The organism is Mitsuaria sp. MSU3D, from assembly GCF_056867975.1.
On sequence record NZ_CP200314.1, the window covers coordinates 5,703,989 to 5,719,172 of the forward strand.

Below are 15,184 nucleotides of genomic sequence, written 5' to 3' on the forward strand. Positions count from 1 at the left end.
CTGCACTCAGCTGCGCCGATCAGAACCGGTACCCGACGCCCACGCCCACCAGCAGCGGATCGATCTTGAACTTCCCGACGTTCACGCCCTTGGCGCGGACTTCGGTGTCCATCTGGATCTTCTTCACGTCGACGTTGATCGACCACTGCTTGTCGAGCATCACGTCGAAGCCGGCCTGCGCGGCCAGGCCAATGCTGTGCTTCTTGATGCTCGGTTGCAGCGCCGTCTGCACGGCCGGGTCGAAGTGGACGCCGGAGAAGCTCGTGTAGTTGAGGCCAGCGCCGACATAGGGGCGGAAGGTCCCTTCCGGGTTGAAGTGGTACTGCAGCGTCAGTGTCGGCGGCAGGTGCTTCACCGTGCCGATGCGCGTGCCGTTGCTGTAGAGCTTGTGACGCTGCGGTACGGTCAGGATCAGCTCGGTGGCCCAGTTCGGGGTCAGGAAGTAGCTGAAGTCGAGCTCGGGGATCGTCTTGCGGCTCAGCGACAGCCCCAGTCCGGTCTTGTCCTTGTCCGCCGGGTCGATGTTCACCGCGCGGGCGCGATACACCCACGGGCTGCTCTGCGCGTGGGCCGACGGTGCCAAGGCGGCGAGCGCCGCGAGTGCGACGGCCGCGACGATGGCGGGGTGGAAAGAGGCGAGGGCGGTGGTGCGGGACATGCGGTCACTCCTGGTCAATGGGATGACCGGGATTGAACGCGGACCGCTCCGTGAGAACCTTGACCGTTCACAAGGAACGGCGGCGAACCGGAGCGGTTCCCTGCGATGGCGCGGAGCGCTTGCGCCTTATCAAGCTTTCGCGGCGAGACCGAGGCGTTCACACAACGCCAGCGTCAGTGCGCTCTGGTTGAGCGAATAGAAGTGCAACCCCGGCACGCCGCCTGCGATCAGCCGTTCGCAGAGCCGCGTGACGACGTCCAGGCCGAAGGCGCGCACCGAGGCGGCGTCGTCCATGTAGCCCTCCATCTTCAGCGCGACCCAGCGCGGGATCTCGATGCCGTCGCGTTGCGCGAACTGCGCGATCCGCGCGAAGTTGTTGATCGGCATGATGCCCGGCACGATCGGCACGTCCACGCCGATCGCCCGCGTCGCGTCGACGAAATGGAAGTAGGCATCGGGGTTGTAGAAGAACTGCGTGATCGCGCCGCTGGCGCCGGCGCGCACCTTGTCCGCGAAGAACTGCAGGTCGCGCGCCGCGTAGCGCTGCTGCGGGTGGTACTCGGGATAGGCGGCGACCTCGATGTCCCAGTCCGCGCCTTGCGTCTCGCGGATGAAGCGCACCAGTTCGGCTGCGTAGCGGAACTCGCCCGCCGTCGCCGTGCCGCTGGGCAGGTCGCCGCGCAGCGCGACGACGCGCCGGATGTTCTGTGCGCGGTAGGTCGCCAGGATCTCCGCGATGTTCTCGCGCGTCGAGCCCACGCAGGACAGGTGCGGCGCCGCCTCGAAGCCGGACGAGGCGATGTCCGCGACGGTCGACAGCGTCTTCTCGCGCGTCGATCCGCCCGCGCCGTAGGTGACGCTGAAGTACTGCGGATTCACCGCGCGCAGCTCCTGCACGACGGTCTTCAGCTTCTCGGTGCCGACGGGCGTGTTGGGCGGGAAGAATTCGATGCTGACAGGCGTCGTCATGGTTTCTGAACCCAGATGAAAAATTCGGTGTTGCCGTCGCCGCCGGTGACGGGGCTTTCGAACCAGCCCCTGACGACGAGGTCGCGCTTCTCGGCGGCCGCCACGGCCTGCTCCTTGAGCACGACGTATTGCGCCTTGTCCTTGACGATGCCGTTCTTGTTCAAGGCCTTCGGGCCCAGCTCGTACTGCGGCTTGATCAGCAGCAGCGCCTGGCCTTGCGGCTTGAGCCAACCGACCACGTGCTTGAGCGTGCCGATCATCGAGATGAAGCTCAGGTCGCCCACGACCAGATCGAAGGGCGCCTCGGGGACGTAGTCCTTCACGTGCATGCCTTCATGGGCCGTGACGCGCGGGTCCGCCTTCAAGGTCTCATGCAGCTGGCTGTGGCCGACATCGATGCCGGTCACGTGCGCCGCGCCGGCCTTGAGCAGCACGTCGGTGAAACCGCCCGCGCTCTGGCCCATGTCCAGCGCCGAGAGGCCTGCCACCGACACACCGACCTTGGCCAGCGCACCTTCGAGCTTGAGCCCGCCGCGCGAGACGTAACGCAGCTCGGCGTCGTCCGTCACGCGCAGGGGGGTGGTCTCGGGCAGGTCCTCGCCGCACTTGCGCACGACGGTCCAGCCCTTGGGGCCTTCCCACTCGACCGCACGCGCGTCGATCAGCCGCTGGGCGGCCGAGCGCGTGGGCGCCAGGCCAAGGGAGAGAAGCAGCTGGTCAGCACGCATGGGTCGGGTCTCGGGTCAGGCTAGGGTCAGTGGATCAATAGCGATAGGTGTCGGGCTTGTACGGGCCTGACTTCGACACGCCGATGTACGCGGCCTGCTCGTCCGTCAGCTCGCTCAACTGCGCGTTCAGCGTCTTCAGCTGCAGGCGGGCGACGTGCTCGTCCAGGTGCTTGGGCAGCACGTAGACCTGGCCGACGGCGTAGGCGTCCTTGTGCGCGAACAGCTCGATCTGGGCGATCGTCTGGTTGGCGAAGCTGGACGACATCACGTAGCTCGGGTGGCCCGTACCGCAGCCCAGGTTCACCAGACGGCCCTTGGCCAGCAGGATGATCCGCTTGCCGTCGGGGAAGATCACGTGGTCGACCTGCGGCTTGATCTCTTCCCACTCGTACTTCTCGATCGAGGCGATGTCGATCTCGTTGTCGAAGTGGCCGATGTTGCAGACGATGGCGTTGTGCTTCATCGCGGCCATGTGCTCATGGCGGATCACGCCCTTGTTGCCGGTCGTGGTGACGAAGATGTCGGCCTTGTCGGCGGCGTATTCCATCGTCACGACGCGGAAGCCCTCCATCGCGGCCTGCAGCGCGCAGATCGGGTCGATCTCGGTGACCCACACCTGCGCCGACAGCGCGCGCATCGCCTGGGCCGAGCCCTTGCCCACGTCGCCATAACCGGCGATCACGGCGATCTTGCCGGCGATCATCACGTCCGTGGCGCGCTTGATGCCGTCCACCAGCGACTCGCGGCAGCCGTACAGGTTGTCGAACTTGCTCTTCGTGACCGAGTCGTTGACGTTGATCGCGCGGAACAGCAGCGTGCCCTTGGCCGACATTTCCTTCAGGCGGTGCACGCCCGTGGTCGTCTCTTCCGTGACGCCGATGATCTCGGCGCTCTTGCGGGTGTACCAGGTGGCGTCCTCGGCGACCTTCTTCTTGATCGCGGCGAACAGGATGCGCTCTTCCTCGCTGCCCGGGTTGGCCAGCACGGACAGGTCCTTCTCGGCCTTCTGGCCCAGGTGCATCAGCAGCGTCGCGTCGCCGCCGTCGTCCAGGATCATGTTCGGGCCTTCGCCCGGCGTGCCCTTGGCGCCGAAGTCGAAGATGCGGTGCGTGTAGTCCCAGTAGTCCTCCAGCGTCTCGCCCTTGTAGGCGAAGACGGGCGTGCCGACGGCGACCAGCGCGGCGGCGGCGTGGTCCTGCGTCGAGAAGATGTTGCACGAGGCCCAGCGGACTTCCGCGCCCAGCGCCTGCAGCGTCTCGACCAGCACGGCGGTCTGGATCGTCATGTGCAGCGAGCCGGTGATGCGCGCGCCCTTGAGCGGCTGCGCGGCGGCATATTCCTCGCGGATGGCCATCAGCGCGGGCATCTCGCTCTCGGCGATCTTGATCTCCTTGCGGCCCCACGCGGCCAGCGACAGGTCTTTGATCAGGTACTGGTCTTGGGCCAGCGGCTTCAGTTGGGCGTTCATGCGGACTCCTGCGAAGAAGGGCCGTCGACACCAACGATCAGGACGCGGGGAGATGCGGAGAGGGCATTTGCCGCTCGGTCCTCACCCGGCCAACGAAGGGTCGACGGGTGAGCGCGGTTGCCATTGCCGCGGACGTGTCGCCGCGCGGCGGTTCCGAGCCTGGCCTCGATGGGATGGGAGGTCGCAACGCTCCTCGGAACAGGGCGCGATTGTAGTCAAGTTCCGGCCGCGGCTCGATGACAGCGTTGCGCTCGGGGCCACAATCGCCCCCCATGCGAACGATCCCCCCGCTCAGCGACTGCCCCCGCGCGGCCTGGCTCCCCCTGCGCGGGGTGCTGACGGACATCGACGACACCCTGACGGCGGATGGCGCCATTGCCCCGGCGGCACTGGACGCGCTGCACCGGCTGCACGCGGCCGGCGTGCCGGTCATTGCGATCACGGGGCGCCCGGCCGGCTGGAGCGAACCGTTCGCGATGGCCTGGCCCCTGCGGGGGATCGTCGCGGAGAACGGTGGGGTGCTGCTGCATCGCGAAGGGGAGGCGCTCGCGACCGAATTTGCCCAGGACGACGCGACGCGATTGGCGAACTTCGCGCGACTGCAGGCGTGCGCGCGGGAGATCGTGGCGACCGTGCCCGGCGCCGTGCTCGCGCGCGACAGCGCCGGCCGGCTGACCGACATCGCCGTCGATCACAGCGAGTTCACGACGCTCGACGACGACGCGATCGCCGCCGTCTGCGACCGGATGCGCGCGCATGGGCTGGTGGCGACGGTCAGTTCGATCCACGTCAACGGCTGGATCGGCGATCACAGCAAGTGGACCGCGGCGCAGTGGGCGGTGAAGCGGCTGACGGGCCTGGACTTCGATCCCGCCGAGTGGGTGTATGTGGGCGACTCGACGAACGATCAATTGATGTTCGAACGCATGCCGCTGTCGGTGGGCGTCGCCAACATCGCGCGTTTCCTGCCGATGCTGGACCACCCGCCCGCTTATGTCACCGCGACCGAGCGCGGCGACGGCTTCGCGGAAGTGGCCCGGGCGCTGCTGTCGACGCGCGGGTAGGCCGGCTCGTCGGCGACCGGGCGGTGGGGACGCGGCTGGCGGCCCTCGACCGGGTCCCAGGCATGACGGCCGACCAGCGCGGAGACGCCCGGCCAGTCATGCCCGCGCGGCAGTACCCGGGCCAGCGCCGCATGGCTGACCCGGCCCCCGAGGGCGACCAGACGCTCCGCCACCTCGATCCGCCGGCGGCGCAGCCGCGGCAGCAGCCAGCGATTGGTCGGACGCTCCCGAAGCACGCTGGGATGCGGCATGCAGCGGTGCTCCGCCATCAGCAGGTGGCGCAGCAGGATCTCGAGTCCGAATGGATCGAGGCCTCGCCAATCAGTGCTCAACCGCGCCAGCGCGAAGCGTAGATTGGCCTGCGCGTCGGAATGCGCGACATGGAAGCGGTTCTGGCCGGTCATGAACATCTGGACCTCCGGAGGGCGGGAGCACCGCGCCGCTGTGGCAAGTGCGGCGCCTGTCCTTGATGTCGGCCATCGAGCCTCAGTTCTGAACCGGGGGATGTCCCCGAAAACGTCACGAAAGGAAAGCACCCCGTGGAGGGGGCGGCGGACTCGCCAAAAGGAAAGGGCCGCGCGAGGCGGCCCTTCGGGTGGGGTTCGGAGAATCGTCAGGACTTCGACGTTCAGGACGCCTCGGGATGGCGCGACTTCCAGGCACGCAGGGCCTGCCGGTACGCGTCCATCGCCAGATCGTGCAGGTCGAAGATGCACGGGTCGCAGCCGTTGCCGCAGCACGCATCGATGTCCGGCTGCGGCGGCGGCACGGGCATCGGATCGTCGCCGGCCTCGAGCGAGGCCGGAACGGCGGCGGAGTCGGACTGGGCGTCGGTCATGGCTGGCGATTCTCGCGCGGGGGGCCTGGGGCCTCCCGCGGCAAGGCGCGTCAGCGACGGACCGGCGGCGGGCCCGAGTGGTTCGAACGCTGCAGGTGACGGAAGGTGATCCGGCCCTTGGTCAGGTCGTACGGCGACATTTCCAGGGAGACGGCATCGCCGGCCAGGATGCGGATGTGATGCTTGCGCATCTTGCCGCCCGTGTAGGCGATGACCTGATGGCCGTTTTCCAGCGTCACGCGAAAGCGCGAGTCCGGCAGGATTTCGTTGACGACACCCTGCATCTCGATCAGTTCTTCCTTGGCCATATGGCTTGCTCCATTCTTGAAAATGAAAAGGGCGCCAGCCGCGGTCTGCCGCAGGCCCTCGCCTCGGGAATCAGCGGCGCGCGGCTCAGTGGCTGCGCGCCCAGGCGGTGCCTTCGGTCTCCGCGTAGCGCAACGCGGCGCGGCGGGTCTCGAAGGTCGGCACGAATCGCATGACACGATCAATGCTGGCCATGCCGCGTCCCGACTGGATCGAGACGGCCGCGGCGAATCCGCCGTCGGCATGGGGTTTGGTCATCGGTGAGACAAGGAATCGCCCCACCTCAATGCGTTTGTTCTGCATCGTTATTTTGAGGTGTGCGCCTTGACAGGCAATCGCAATAAGCAACCGTCTTGGCGCGGTGTGGGAAGGTGTGTCACTCCGATTCGATGATACGAACAGAAGAGGCACGGAAAGTGGCTTCTGATGCCAATCAGCCGAATGGCGAACAGGCAGACCGAAGCCAGAAACGCTCAAGCGCACGAACCGGGGGGTGATGCTGGTGCGAGCCGCTCGCAGAAGGGTCCTTGGGAGGGACCGGAGGGGCTGCAGAAGAAGACCTGAAGAGGGTGGTCTTGTGCGAGTCAAGTCGGGGAATATAACACAAGGGCCGTTGGCGCGCATCCCCGGGTGTTGCGGCGGCGCCGGAACGGTACTTTGGCGGATCGTGCAAGCGGTGCGCCGGAATCGGCATGGGCGATCGCCGCCCCGTTCCTACGATTCATCCGTCCCCCAACACCGGCCCCGGCACCTCATGCCGCTGGCCCGAACCCCCTGAAGGACGGAACTCCATGAGCAAGATCTGGTTCATCACCGGCGCCAACCGCGGTTTCGGTCGCGAGATCGCCCAGGCGGCGCTGACCGCCGGCGACCGTGTCGTCGCCACCGGCCGCAACGTCGACGCGCTGAAGACGGCATATGCGGATCACGGCGAGGCCGTGCTGTGCCTCCCGCTGGACGTCAGCCGCGAGGCCGATGCTGTCCACGCGGTCGAGCAGGCCGTTGCCCGCTTCGGCCGCATCGACGTGCTGGTCAACAACGCCGGCTACGGCCAGCTCGGCCTGTTCGAGGAAATCAGCGCCGCCGACATCGAGCGCCAGTTCGCCACCAACGTCTTCGGCCTGATGCATGTCACCCGCGCGGTGTTGCCGGTGATGCGTCGTCAGCGCGACGGGCACATCCTGAACATCGCGTCGGTCGGCGGCTTCCGCGGCTTCGATGGCGCGGCGGTGTACTGCGCGACGAAGTTCGCCGTCGACGGCTTCACCGCGTCGCTGGCGCCCGAGCTCGCCGGCTTCAACATCCGCGTGACGGTCGTCGAGCCGGGCTTCTTCCGCACCGATTTCCTGGATGCCAGTTCGGTCCGCTACGGCACGCAGTCCATCGCGGATTACGCGACGTTGCCCACGCCGCCGCTGTCGACCTATGAGGCCTACAACCACCAGCAACCCGGTGATCCGGCGAAGCTGGGGCGGGCCTTCGTCGAACTGGCCGCGATGCCGACGCCGCCGCTGCATTTCGTGGCGGGCTCGGACGCGCTCGGCATGGCGCGCGAGACCTTCGGCCAGCGGATGGCGGAGGTCGAGGCCCACGCGGGGCTGTCGGCCTCGCTGGATCGCGACGGCGTCTGACCGACCGTCTCGGGCGGGCCTCCGGCAACGGTCACGGGGCGCGGCTACCATCGCGCCCCAGGACAGGTCGGCCGGGGAGGGCGCGATGGATCGAGGAGGCGCGCCCGCATGACGGCGTCGCATTGGCAGCGTCCCGCAGGCAGGCGGCGATGGATCGGGCTGGCTGCGGCGCTGCTGGTGCAGGCCGCCTTCCTGTCGATGCTGTGGATGGACCACGGTTGGCGAGGGCGCAGGACCTCCGAGGGCCCCCGGCTGACCGAGGTGCGGCTGCTGCCGCTCCCGAAGAGCCGCGAGACACCGCCCGCGGCTCGACCACAACTCGAGCGACGTCGGCTCGATGTTCCGCGGTTGCAGACGCCGATCCTCGTGGCGCCGCCCGAGGTGACGATCACCGCCGCGCCGCCGTCGACGTCGATCCAGACGGTGGCGGCACCGGCACTGCCGGCCTCGGGGGCGTCCGCGCCCCTCGGCAACGGGCGCACGACGCTCAACCTCGCGCTGCCGAAAGCCGGTCCCGCCTCCGATGCGCGCGTGCGCATGGCCGATCAGATCCGCAACGACGACCGCTCCCACAGCGCGCCGCGCACCGTCGAGTCCGCGATCGCGGACGCCGCCGGCACCCTGCCCATCGTGTCGAGCGTGTCGACGAGCGGCTCGGGCTCCAAGGTGATCCGCCAGGGCAGCAAGTGCACGCGGGTCTACGAGAACCGCGTCGCCGCCATCAACCCGACCGACGATCGTCTCAAGGACGCGCCAGCGATGGTGGGGAACTGCTTCAGCAAGTGAGGGCGTCCGGCCCGGGGGGCATGGGGCGCCGACCGGGGCGCCAACCGGATCGCGGCGGCGCTCAGGCCGTGAACCGCGAGGCCGGCGTGTCGCGCCGCTTCGCTGCGTCGCGTGACGGCGGCGCACCGTAAAGGCGGCTGTACTCGCGGCTGAATTGCGACGGGCTCTCGTACCCGACCGCATGGCCGGCACGCGCGACTTCCAGGCCCTCGGCGATCAGCAGCCGGCGGGCCTCCTGCAGTCGCAGCTGCTTCTGGTACTGCAAGGGACTCATCGACGTCAGCGCGCGGAAATGGTGGTGCAGCGACGACGCGCTCATGTGCGCCTCCTTGGCCAGCGACTCGATGCGCAGCGGTTGCGCGTAATGCGCCTTCAGCCAGCGGATCGCGCGGTGCACGCGCTGCGTCTGGCTGTCGGCGCGCGCGACCTGCGCCAGACGCTCGCCCTGCTCGCTGCGCAGCACGCGGTAGACCAGCTCGCGCATCGCCATGGCCGCGAGCGCGGCCTGGTCCTCCGGATGATCGAGCAGCCGCATCAGGCGCGCCGATGCGTCGAGCATCTCCGCCGTGACCGCGCTGACGAAGAGGCCGCGGCCGAGGTCATCGCCCTCGGCGTTGCCCGTCGATGTGGCCGGCGCCACTGTTGCCACAGGTGCCCCAGACGCGGCGGCCGCCCGAGGCGGACCGCTCCGCGCGACCAGCTCCGCCACTTCCTCCGGATCGAAGTCCAGGCGCAGGCAGAGGTAGGGGCGCTCCGGGGTCGCCTCGGTCACGCGGCCGCTGACCGGCAGGTCGGTCGTGAACACCATGAAGCGCGCGGCGTCGTAGACGTAGCGCTCCTCGCCGAGCCGCACCTCCTTCGCGCCCTGCGAGATCAGGCACAGCGAGGCCGGCTGAACCGCGTGCGCGAGTTCGCCGCCCGGCGCGTCGAGCCGGATGATCCACAGCCGGGGCAGGGCCGTCGGCCAGACGCCCTCACGCGGCGCATGGCGCGACAGCATCGCGCTCAGCGCCTCGGTGTCCTGCATGAGCGGGCTCATCCTGCGCGCAGCAGCTGCTCGATGTCGGCGCGCGGCGGCGTGCCGAAGAGGCGACGGTATTCGCGGCTGAACTGCGAGGCGCTCTCATAGCCGACCTGATGCGCCGCCGCCGCCGCGTCCAGCCCTTCCCCGAGCATCAGCCGCCGGGCGTGCTGCAGCCGCAGCTGCTTCTGGTACTGCATCGGCGACATGCTCGTCAGCTGCTTGAAGCGCTGATGCAAGGTCGAGGCGCTCATGTGCGCCACCGCGGCCAGCTCGTCGATGCTGATGGCCTCGCTGAAGCGGCGGTTCAACTCGTCGATCGCGCGCGACAGGCGGCGCGTCGCGCTGTCCTGCTGCGCCAGCGCGCGCAGCCGCGGACCGAGCGGGCCGGTCAGCACGCGATAGAAGATCTCCCGCTGCAGCAGCGGCGCCATGACGCGCTGGTCCGACGGGTTGTCCAGCAGCTGCATCAGCCGCAGGGCGGCGCTCAGCAGCGATTCCGACACCGGCGCGACGTTCAGCCCCGACTGCGCCGACGGCGACGCATCGGTGCTCGCCGGGCCGACCTCGAGCATCAGCTCCGCCAGCGTCGCGGTCGAGCAGTCGATGCGCACGCACAGGTAGGGCTTGTCCGGCGTCGCCTCGATGACACCGCCCTTGGGCAGCATCGGCATCGACACCAGCAGGAAGTGCAGCGGGTCGTAGTACAGCGTCTCGGTGCCGAGCTCCACCTTCTTGCGCCCCTGCAGCACGATGGCCAGGCCGGGCTCGTAGAAGGCCGGCGCGGTCTTGGGCATGCTGCAGCTGGCCTTGATCAGGTGCAGGCAGGGAATGGCGGTCGGGCGGGAGCCTTCGCCGTCGATGTGCCGGAGCGTCAGATCCACCATCTGCGCGCGCAGGGCCTGCAGCGCGTCGGGGAAGCCGTCGGCGAGGGGAATCGGAGTGGGTGCGACCATGCATCGGATTGTGCAAGTCCGTCGCGCGCGCCGCCAGCGCCCGCGAGGGCGCCGGACGGGGTTCCGGAGGATTGGGCAAGGACGGGCGAGCATTGCGCTGGTTCCGGAGGGGGGCGGATTCCTAAGCTCTCGGTCATCGCGGCGGTCGTCCGATCGCCGCCGTCACCTTGCCTTCGAAGGAGTGCCGCCATGACCATCATGTCCAGGGAACCGCTCAACAACCTGCCCCAGCTGCCGCGCCGCCGGCTCGGCGCGCACGGGCCGGAGGTCTCCGCGCTCGGGCTCGGCTGCATGGGGATGTCCGATTTCTACGGCCCCGCCGACGAGGCCACGTCGATGGCCGTCCTGCACCGCGCGCTGGACCTCGGGATGAACTTCCTCGATACCTCCGACGTCTACGGCAACGGCGCCAACGAGCGTCTGCTGTCGGGGCTGCTCGCCAACCGCCGCCGCGAGGTGGTGCTCGCCACCAAGTTCGGCATCGTCCGCAACGCCGACGGACTTTCGGCCGGCGTCAACGGCAAGCCGGCCCATGTCCACGCGTCGTGCGATGCGAGCCTGCGCCGGCTCGGCGTGAACCACATCGACCTGTACTACCTGCACCGCGTCGACAAGTCCGTGCCGATCGAGGAGACCGTGGGCGCGATGGCCGAGCTGGTGCGCGCGGGCAAGGTGCGGCACATCGGGCTGTCGGAAGCCTCCGCGGAGACGATCCGCCGCGCCCACCGGGTGCATCCGATCGCGGCGGTGCAGTCCGAGTACTCGCTGTGGACCCGCGATGTCGAGGCCGAGGTGCTGCCGACCTGCCGCGAGCTCGGCGTCGCGCTGGTGCCGTACAGCCCGCTGGGTCGGGGCTTCCTGACCGGCGCGATCCGCAGCGCCGATCAGTTGGCAGCCAACGACTGGCGGCGGGTCAATCCGCGCTTCCAGGACGGCCACCTGGCGCAGAACCTCGCGCTGGCCGATGCGATCGTCGCGCTGGCCCGAGACCACGGCCTGGCGCCGGCGCAACTGGCGCTGGCCTGGCTGCTGGACCGCGGTCCGGACATCGTGCCGATCCCCGGCACCCGCTCGACCGTGCGGCTGGAGGAGAACGCGATGGCCGCGCGCCTGCGCCTCAACGACGTGCTGCGCGAGGACCTGCGCGACCTGCTCGACAAGTTCCCGGTCGCCGGCGAAAGGTACCCCGAGGTGTCGATGGCGCTGGTCAATGCGTGATCGCTGTCATTCCTCGAGTCCGAGGAACACGGCCATCTCGTAGTACGCCTCGTCCAGCGCGGCGCGGAAGGCCGCATCACGCGGCCGCTTGTCGATGAAGCCGAGGTCCGGGACCAGCGTCCCGGCCTCGACCTTCAGGTTGGCCCAGCCGATCATCCGGTCGCCCCAGAGCATCGGCAGCGCATAGTGGCCCATCGTGCGCTTGGCCGGCGGCGTGTAGGCCTCGAAGCGGTAGGCCCAGCCCCAGAGCCGCTCGAAGCGGCGGCGGTCCCACACCAGCGGGTCGAACGGCGCGAGGAAACGCAGCCGGTCCGGCTCGACCCTATGCGCGCGTGACGCCGGATGCTCGTCGGCGGGCCAGTACCAGACCTCGCCGTCGATCTTCGCGTGGCCCCAGCGCGCCTTGGCTTCCTTCAGCACGTGGCGCGCCTCGACGTTCAGGTGCGGTGCGCCGTAGCCCAGCAGCGAGGTCAGGTAGCCGAGGCTGGGCGAGGGCAGCGGCGCATAGAGCGCCACGATCATGTCGAGCAGCCGCGCCGCCCGCGCGTGGCGGGCCTCGGGGCTGTCGTCCTGGGGCAGGTGCTCGATCACCTCGTAGACCCGCGTGCCGGAGTCGCGCCGCGCCACGCGCAGCAGGCCGCGGTAGTGCATGCCGTCGAGCAGGTGCGTGCTGGCGTTGAGCTCGCCGCCCCAGTAGCCCTCGACGCGTCCATGGCTGAACGCCTGCTGCACATGCTGCGGATGCGTGCGGCCGCGCGCGCGGATGAACTCGAGGACCTCGGCGGCGCGGGCGGTCATCGCCTCGTCCCAGGCGCGCTTCGGGGTGCGCGGATGGAGCAGCGACAGCATCTCGCGCGGCAGGAAGCCGTAGTTGACGAGGGCGTCCTCCTCGACGGCCAGCTTCGCGTAGCGCGCTTCCAGCTGACCGGCGCGGTAGCCCTTGACCCGGTGCATCAGGATCAGGTCCTGTGCCCGCGCCGGGGCGCGGATCGGGTCGGCCTGCACGAAGCCCAGGCGCTGGATCGCGCGCAGCAGCGTCGTCGGCTTGAAGAAGGTGCGGGCGATGGCGTGACGCCGCAGCGCGTCATGGTCGATCACGGGCATTCGGAAGCAGGGGTCATCGAAAGCCGTGACGGTACCCTCGGCACGACACCGGATGTGTCAGCAGGGAGTCGTCGAGTGCCGGGGTGAGGGCCAGCGGCGGCGGAAGTACTGAAGCCCTCATGCGCCTCACAACGGCGCGAAGCCGCTCGGCGCCTGCTCGACGGTGTCCATCTGCATCTCGAAACTGAAGAAGCGGTTGCGACCGCGCGACTTCGCCGTGTAGAGCGCGTCGTCAGAGCGCCGCAGCAGGCCTTCGACGGAGGTGTCCGCGTCCGGCACGCAGGTGGTGATGCCGCCGGACAGCGTGACGTGGGGCTCGACCGAATCCGGGTGGCGCATGTTGCAGTTGCGCAGCGTGCGCATCACTGCCCGCGCGAAGGTCATTGCGCCGGAGCGCGGCGTGCCCGGCAGGATCAGCGCGAACTCCTCGCCGCCATAGCGGGCCGCGCAGTCGCGAGGACGGCGGCAGGTCTCCTGCAGCAGCCGCGCGACGCGCTGCAGGCAGGCGTCGCCGGCCAGGTGGCCGTAGCTGTCGTTGTAGCGCTTGAAGTGGTCGATGTCGCACAGCACCAGCGTCAGCGGCTGCTGGTCGCGCCGCGCGCAGGCGATCTCCTGGGCCAGCCGCGCGTCGAAGGCGCGGCGGTTCATCAGCCGCGTCAGTGGATCCTCGCCGGAAAGCTTCTCCAGCCGTTCATTGCTGTGCCGGAGATCGTCCGACACCTGCTGCAACCGCGTCTGCATCCGCCGCAGCCGCTGCATCGCGCGCAGCTTGGCCTGCAGCACGGTGTTGGAGACGGGCTTGACCAGGTAGTCGTCGCCGCCCGACTCGATGCCCTGCCAGAGGTCCTGGTCGCGGTCGCGGCTGGAGAGGAAGATGATCGGCGTCCAGCCGCCGTTCTCGTGCGCGCGCATCTGGCTGGCGACCCAGTAGCCGTCGTGGTCGGGCATCTCGACGTCGAGCAGCACCAGGTCGGGATGGTCGCCGTCGAAGCGGGCCAGGGCGCTGTCGCCGCCGTCCGCCTCCAGCGTGTGATGTCCGATCGCCTGCAGCTGCCTGCAGAGGAACCCACGCGTGCTGGCCTGGTCATCCACGACCAGGATGCGCAGCGGAGGGAGCGAGGCAGGCGGCAGCGAGGCGGAAGCGTCCATGGCCGGGCATCGTCGACAGGCGGCAACAAGATGTGCCGGAGCCGATTATGCGGGGCCGGTCCCGCCGAAGGCAGTTCGGGTATGCCTCAAGTCGGGGACGACGGCGGCACCCCGGGTGCGGTCGGCGCGGCGGTCGCCGGCGCGGCCTGGCGGCGCTGTTCCGCCGTGTCCATCTGCATCTCGTAGCTGAAGAAGCGGTTCCGGCCGGTGGACTTGGCGTTGTAGAGGGCGTCGTCGGCGCGGATGATCAGGCCCTCGGCGCTGGTGCTGTCGTCGGGCAGGCAGGTGGTGATCCCGCCGGAGAGCGTGATCGTCGCGCCGGTCGGCGAATCCGGATGCGGGATCGCGGCCAGTTCCACCGTGCGCATCAGCGCGCGGGCGTAGGTCATCGCGCCGGAGCGCGGCGTGTTGGGCAGGACCAGCGCGAACTCCTCGCCGCCGTAGCGTCCGGCGCAGTCGCTCGGGCGGCGGCAGGTCTCCTTCAGCAGCTGGCCGATGCGGCGCAGGCAGGCGTCGCCGGCAACGTGGCCGGCCGCGTCGTTGTAGCGCTTGAAGTGGTCGACGTCGCAGAGCATCAGCGTCAGCGGCTTGCCGTCGCGGCGGGCGAGGTCCAGTTCCTGCTGCAGCCGTGCATCCAGTGCGCGCCGGTTCATCAGGCCGGTCATGGCGTCGACGCTGGAGAGCTCCTCCAGCTGCGCGTTGGCCGCGCGCAGTTCCTCGGACATCTGCACCAGCCGCGCGCGCATCTGCGCCAGGCGCTGCATCGCGCGCAGCTTGGCGTGCAGGATCATCGCGGAGGCCGGCTTCACCAGGTAGTCGTCGCCGCCGGATTCGATGCCCTTCCAGACGTCCTCGTCCTGGTTGAACTGGCTGAGGAAGATGATCGGCGTCCAGCCGCCGGGCTCGGCGGCGCGCATCTCGCGGCAGGTCCAGTAGCCGTCGTGGCCGGGCATCTCGACGTCGAGCAGCACCAGGTCGGGCCGGTAGCGGCGGAACAGCTCCAGCGCCCACTCGGCGCTGTCGGCCTCCAGCACGCGGTGACCGGCGCGATCCAGTTCCGCGGTCAGCGCCACGCGGGTGGCACTCTGGTCGTCGACGATCAGGATGGTCAGCGGGGACGGCGAGGTCGGCATGGCGTGCATGCGGTCATTCTGCCGCGATGCCCGACTTCATGAAACGACAAGGGCCGCGCAAGGCGGCCCTGAGTCGGGGGATCAAGTTTCCGCGTGTGCGGCAAATGACCGGTTCGGGGGAGGGGGTTTGTGGTCGACGCTCACATCCGCTGCCG

General features: G+C 69.2%; 17 protein-coding genes and 1 riboswitch. Of the genes, 4 read left to right on the forward strand and 13 right to left on the reverse strand.

What is annotated here, in order from left to right; genetic code table 11:
• Nucleotides 1-19: 19 nt before the first annotated feature.
• The 4 genes from AC1VNM_RS25190 to ahcY form a co-directional block, all read right to left on the reverse strand.
• On the reverse strand, nucleotides 20-658 hold the full coding sequence (locus AC1VNM_RS25190; RefSeq protein WP_483108711.1) for an OmpW/AlkL family protein: 639 nt from the start codon (nucleotides 656-658) through the stop codon (nucleotides 20-22).
• A 129-nt stretch (nucleotides 659-787) separates the two neighbouring features.
• Complete coding sequence (gene metF / locus AC1VNM_RS25195; RefSeq protein WP_483108712.1) at nucleotides 788-1,627, reverse strand: methylenetetrahydrofolate reductase [NAD(P)H]; 840 nt, start codon at nucleotides 1,625-1,627, stop codon at nucleotides 788-790.
• Entirely contained in the window at nucleotides 1,624-2,355 is a 732-nt protein-coding gene (locus AC1VNM_RS25200; RefSeq protein WP_377157970.1) for a TlyA family RNA methyltransferase, read from the reverse strand. The genes metF and AC1VNM_RS25200 overlap by 4 nt, the downstream gene beginning before the upstream one ends.
• Nucleotides 2,356-2,389: 34 nt before the next feature.
• Entirely contained in the window at nucleotides 2,390-3,823 is a 1,434-nt protein-coding gene (ahcY, locus tag AC1VNM_RS25205) for an adenosylhomocysteinase (protein WP_377157968.1), read from the reverse strand.
• A gap of 102 nt (nucleotides 3,824-3,925) precedes the next feature.
• Nucleotides 3,926-4,024, reverse strand: a riboswitch (S-adenosyl-L-homocysteine riboswitch).
• Between the two features lie 71 nt (nucleotides 4,025-4,095).
• Between ahcY and AC1VNM_RS25210 the strand changes: the two genes are divergently transcribed.
• Complete coding sequence (locus AC1VNM_RS25210; protein WP_483108713.1) at nucleotides 4,096-4,887, forward strand: HAD family hydrolase; 792 nt, start codon at nucleotides 4,096-4,098, stop codon at nucleotides 4,885-4,887.
• Here AC1VNM_RS25210 and AC1VNM_RS25215 read toward each other — a convergent pair.
• The 4 genes from AC1VNM_RS25215 to AC1VNM_RS25230 form a co-directional block, all read right to left on the reverse strand.
• Nucleotides 4,815-5,297, reverse strand: coding sequence for a hypothetical protein (locus AC1VNM_RS25215; RefSeq protein WP_377157966.1), 483 nt, complete (start codon nucleotides 5,295-5,297; stop codon nucleotides 4,815-4,817). The genes AC1VNM_RS25210 and AC1VNM_RS25215 overlap by 73 nt on opposite strands.
• A 218-nt stretch (nucleotides 5,298-5,515) precedes the next feature.
• Nucleotides 5,516-5,725, reverse strand: a complete 210-nt coding sequence (locus AC1VNM_RS25220; protein WP_483108714.1) for an oxidoreductase-like domain-containing protein — start codon at nucleotides 5,723-5,725, stop codon at nucleotides 5,516-5,518.
• Between the two features lie 50 nt (nucleotides 5,726-5,775).
• On the reverse strand, nucleotides 5,776-6,033 hold the full coding sequence (gene infA / locus AC1VNM_RS25225; protein ID WP_067278543.1) for a translation initiation factor IF-1: 258 nt from the start codon (nucleotides 6,031-6,033) through the stop codon (nucleotides 5,776-5,778).
• Between the two features lie 85 nt (nucleotides 6,034-6,118).
• The gene (locus AC1VNM_RS25230; RefSeq protein ID WP_197507081.1) at nucleotides 6,119-6,289 is read right to left on the reverse strand and encodes a hypothetical protein; all 171 of its coding nucleotides are present in this window, start codon (nucleotides 6,287-6,289) and stop codon (nucleotides 6,119-6,121) included.
• A 533-nt stretch (nucleotides 6,290-6,822) separates the two neighbouring features.
• Between AC1VNM_RS25230 and AC1VNM_RS25235 the strand changes: the two genes are divergently transcribed.
• Together AC1VNM_RS25235 and AC1VNM_RS25240 are read left to right on the forward strand one after the other, a co-directional pair.
• A complete protein-coding gene (locus AC1VNM_RS25235) occupies nucleotides 6,823-7,662 on the forward strand; it encodes an oxidoreductase (protein WP_483108715.1) in 840 nt (279 codons plus the stop codon).
• Between the two features lie 108 nt (nucleotides 7,663-7,770).
• A complete protein-coding gene (locus AC1VNM_RS25240) occupies nucleotides 7,771-8,448 on the forward strand; it encodes a hypothetical protein (RefSeq protein ID WP_483108716.1) in 678 nt (225 codons plus the stop codon).
• A 61-nt stretch (nucleotides 8,449-8,509) separates the two neighbouring features.
• Here AC1VNM_RS25240 and AC1VNM_RS25245 read toward each other — a convergent pair whose 3' ends face one another.
• Together AC1VNM_RS25245 and AC1VNM_RS25250 are read right to left on the reverse strand one after the other, a co-directional pair.
• Nucleotides 8,510-9,475 carry an AraC family transcriptional regulator gene (locus AC1VNM_RS25245; RefSeq protein WP_483108717.1) on the reverse strand — a complete coding sequence of 322 codons (966 nt, stop codon included), beginning with the start codon at nucleotides 9,473-9,475 and terminating at the stop codon, nucleotides 8,510-8,512.
• A gap of 8 nt (nucleotides 9,476-9,483) precedes the next feature.
• Entirely contained in the window at nucleotides 9,484-10,425 is a 942-nt protein-coding gene (locus AC1VNM_RS25250) for an AraC family transcriptional regulator (RefSeq protein WP_297531928.1), read from the reverse strand.
• A 189-nt stretch (nucleotides 10,426-10,614) separates the two neighbouring features.
• Between AC1VNM_RS25250 and AC1VNM_RS25255 the strand changes: the two genes are divergently transcribed.
• A complete protein-coding gene (locus AC1VNM_RS25255; RefSeq protein ID WP_483108718.1) occupies nucleotides 10,615-11,643 on the forward strand; it encodes an aldo/keto reductase in 1,029 nt (342 codons plus the stop codon).
• Between the two features lie 6 nt (nucleotides 11,644-11,649).
• Here the strand turns inward: AC1VNM_RS25255 and AC1VNM_RS25260 are convergent, their stop codons facing one another.
• From AC1VNM_RS25260 to AC1VNM_RS25270, 3 genes are all read right to left on the reverse strand, one after another.
• Complete coding sequence (locus AC1VNM_RS25260; RefSeq protein ID WP_483108719.1) at nucleotides 11,650-12,747, reverse strand: DNA glycosylase AlkZ-like family protein; 1,098 nt, start codon at nucleotides 12,745-12,747, stop codon at nucleotides 11,650-11,652.
• Between the two features lie 126 nt (nucleotides 12,748-12,873).
• Nucleotides 12,874-13,896, reverse strand: coding sequence for a GGDEF domain-containing response regulator (locus AC1VNM_RS25265; protein WP_377157955.1), 1,023 nt, complete (start codon nucleotides 13,894-13,896; stop codon nucleotides 12,874-12,876).
• 86 nt (nucleotides 13,897-13,982) lie between these two features.
• Nucleotides 13,983-15,038, reverse strand: coding sequence for a GGDEF domain-containing response regulator (locus AC1VNM_RS25270; RefSeq protein ID WP_377157953.1), 1,056 nt, complete (start codon nucleotides 15,036-15,038; stop codon nucleotides 13,983-13,985).
• Between the last annotated feature and the right edge of the window lie 146 nt (nucleotides 15,039-15,184).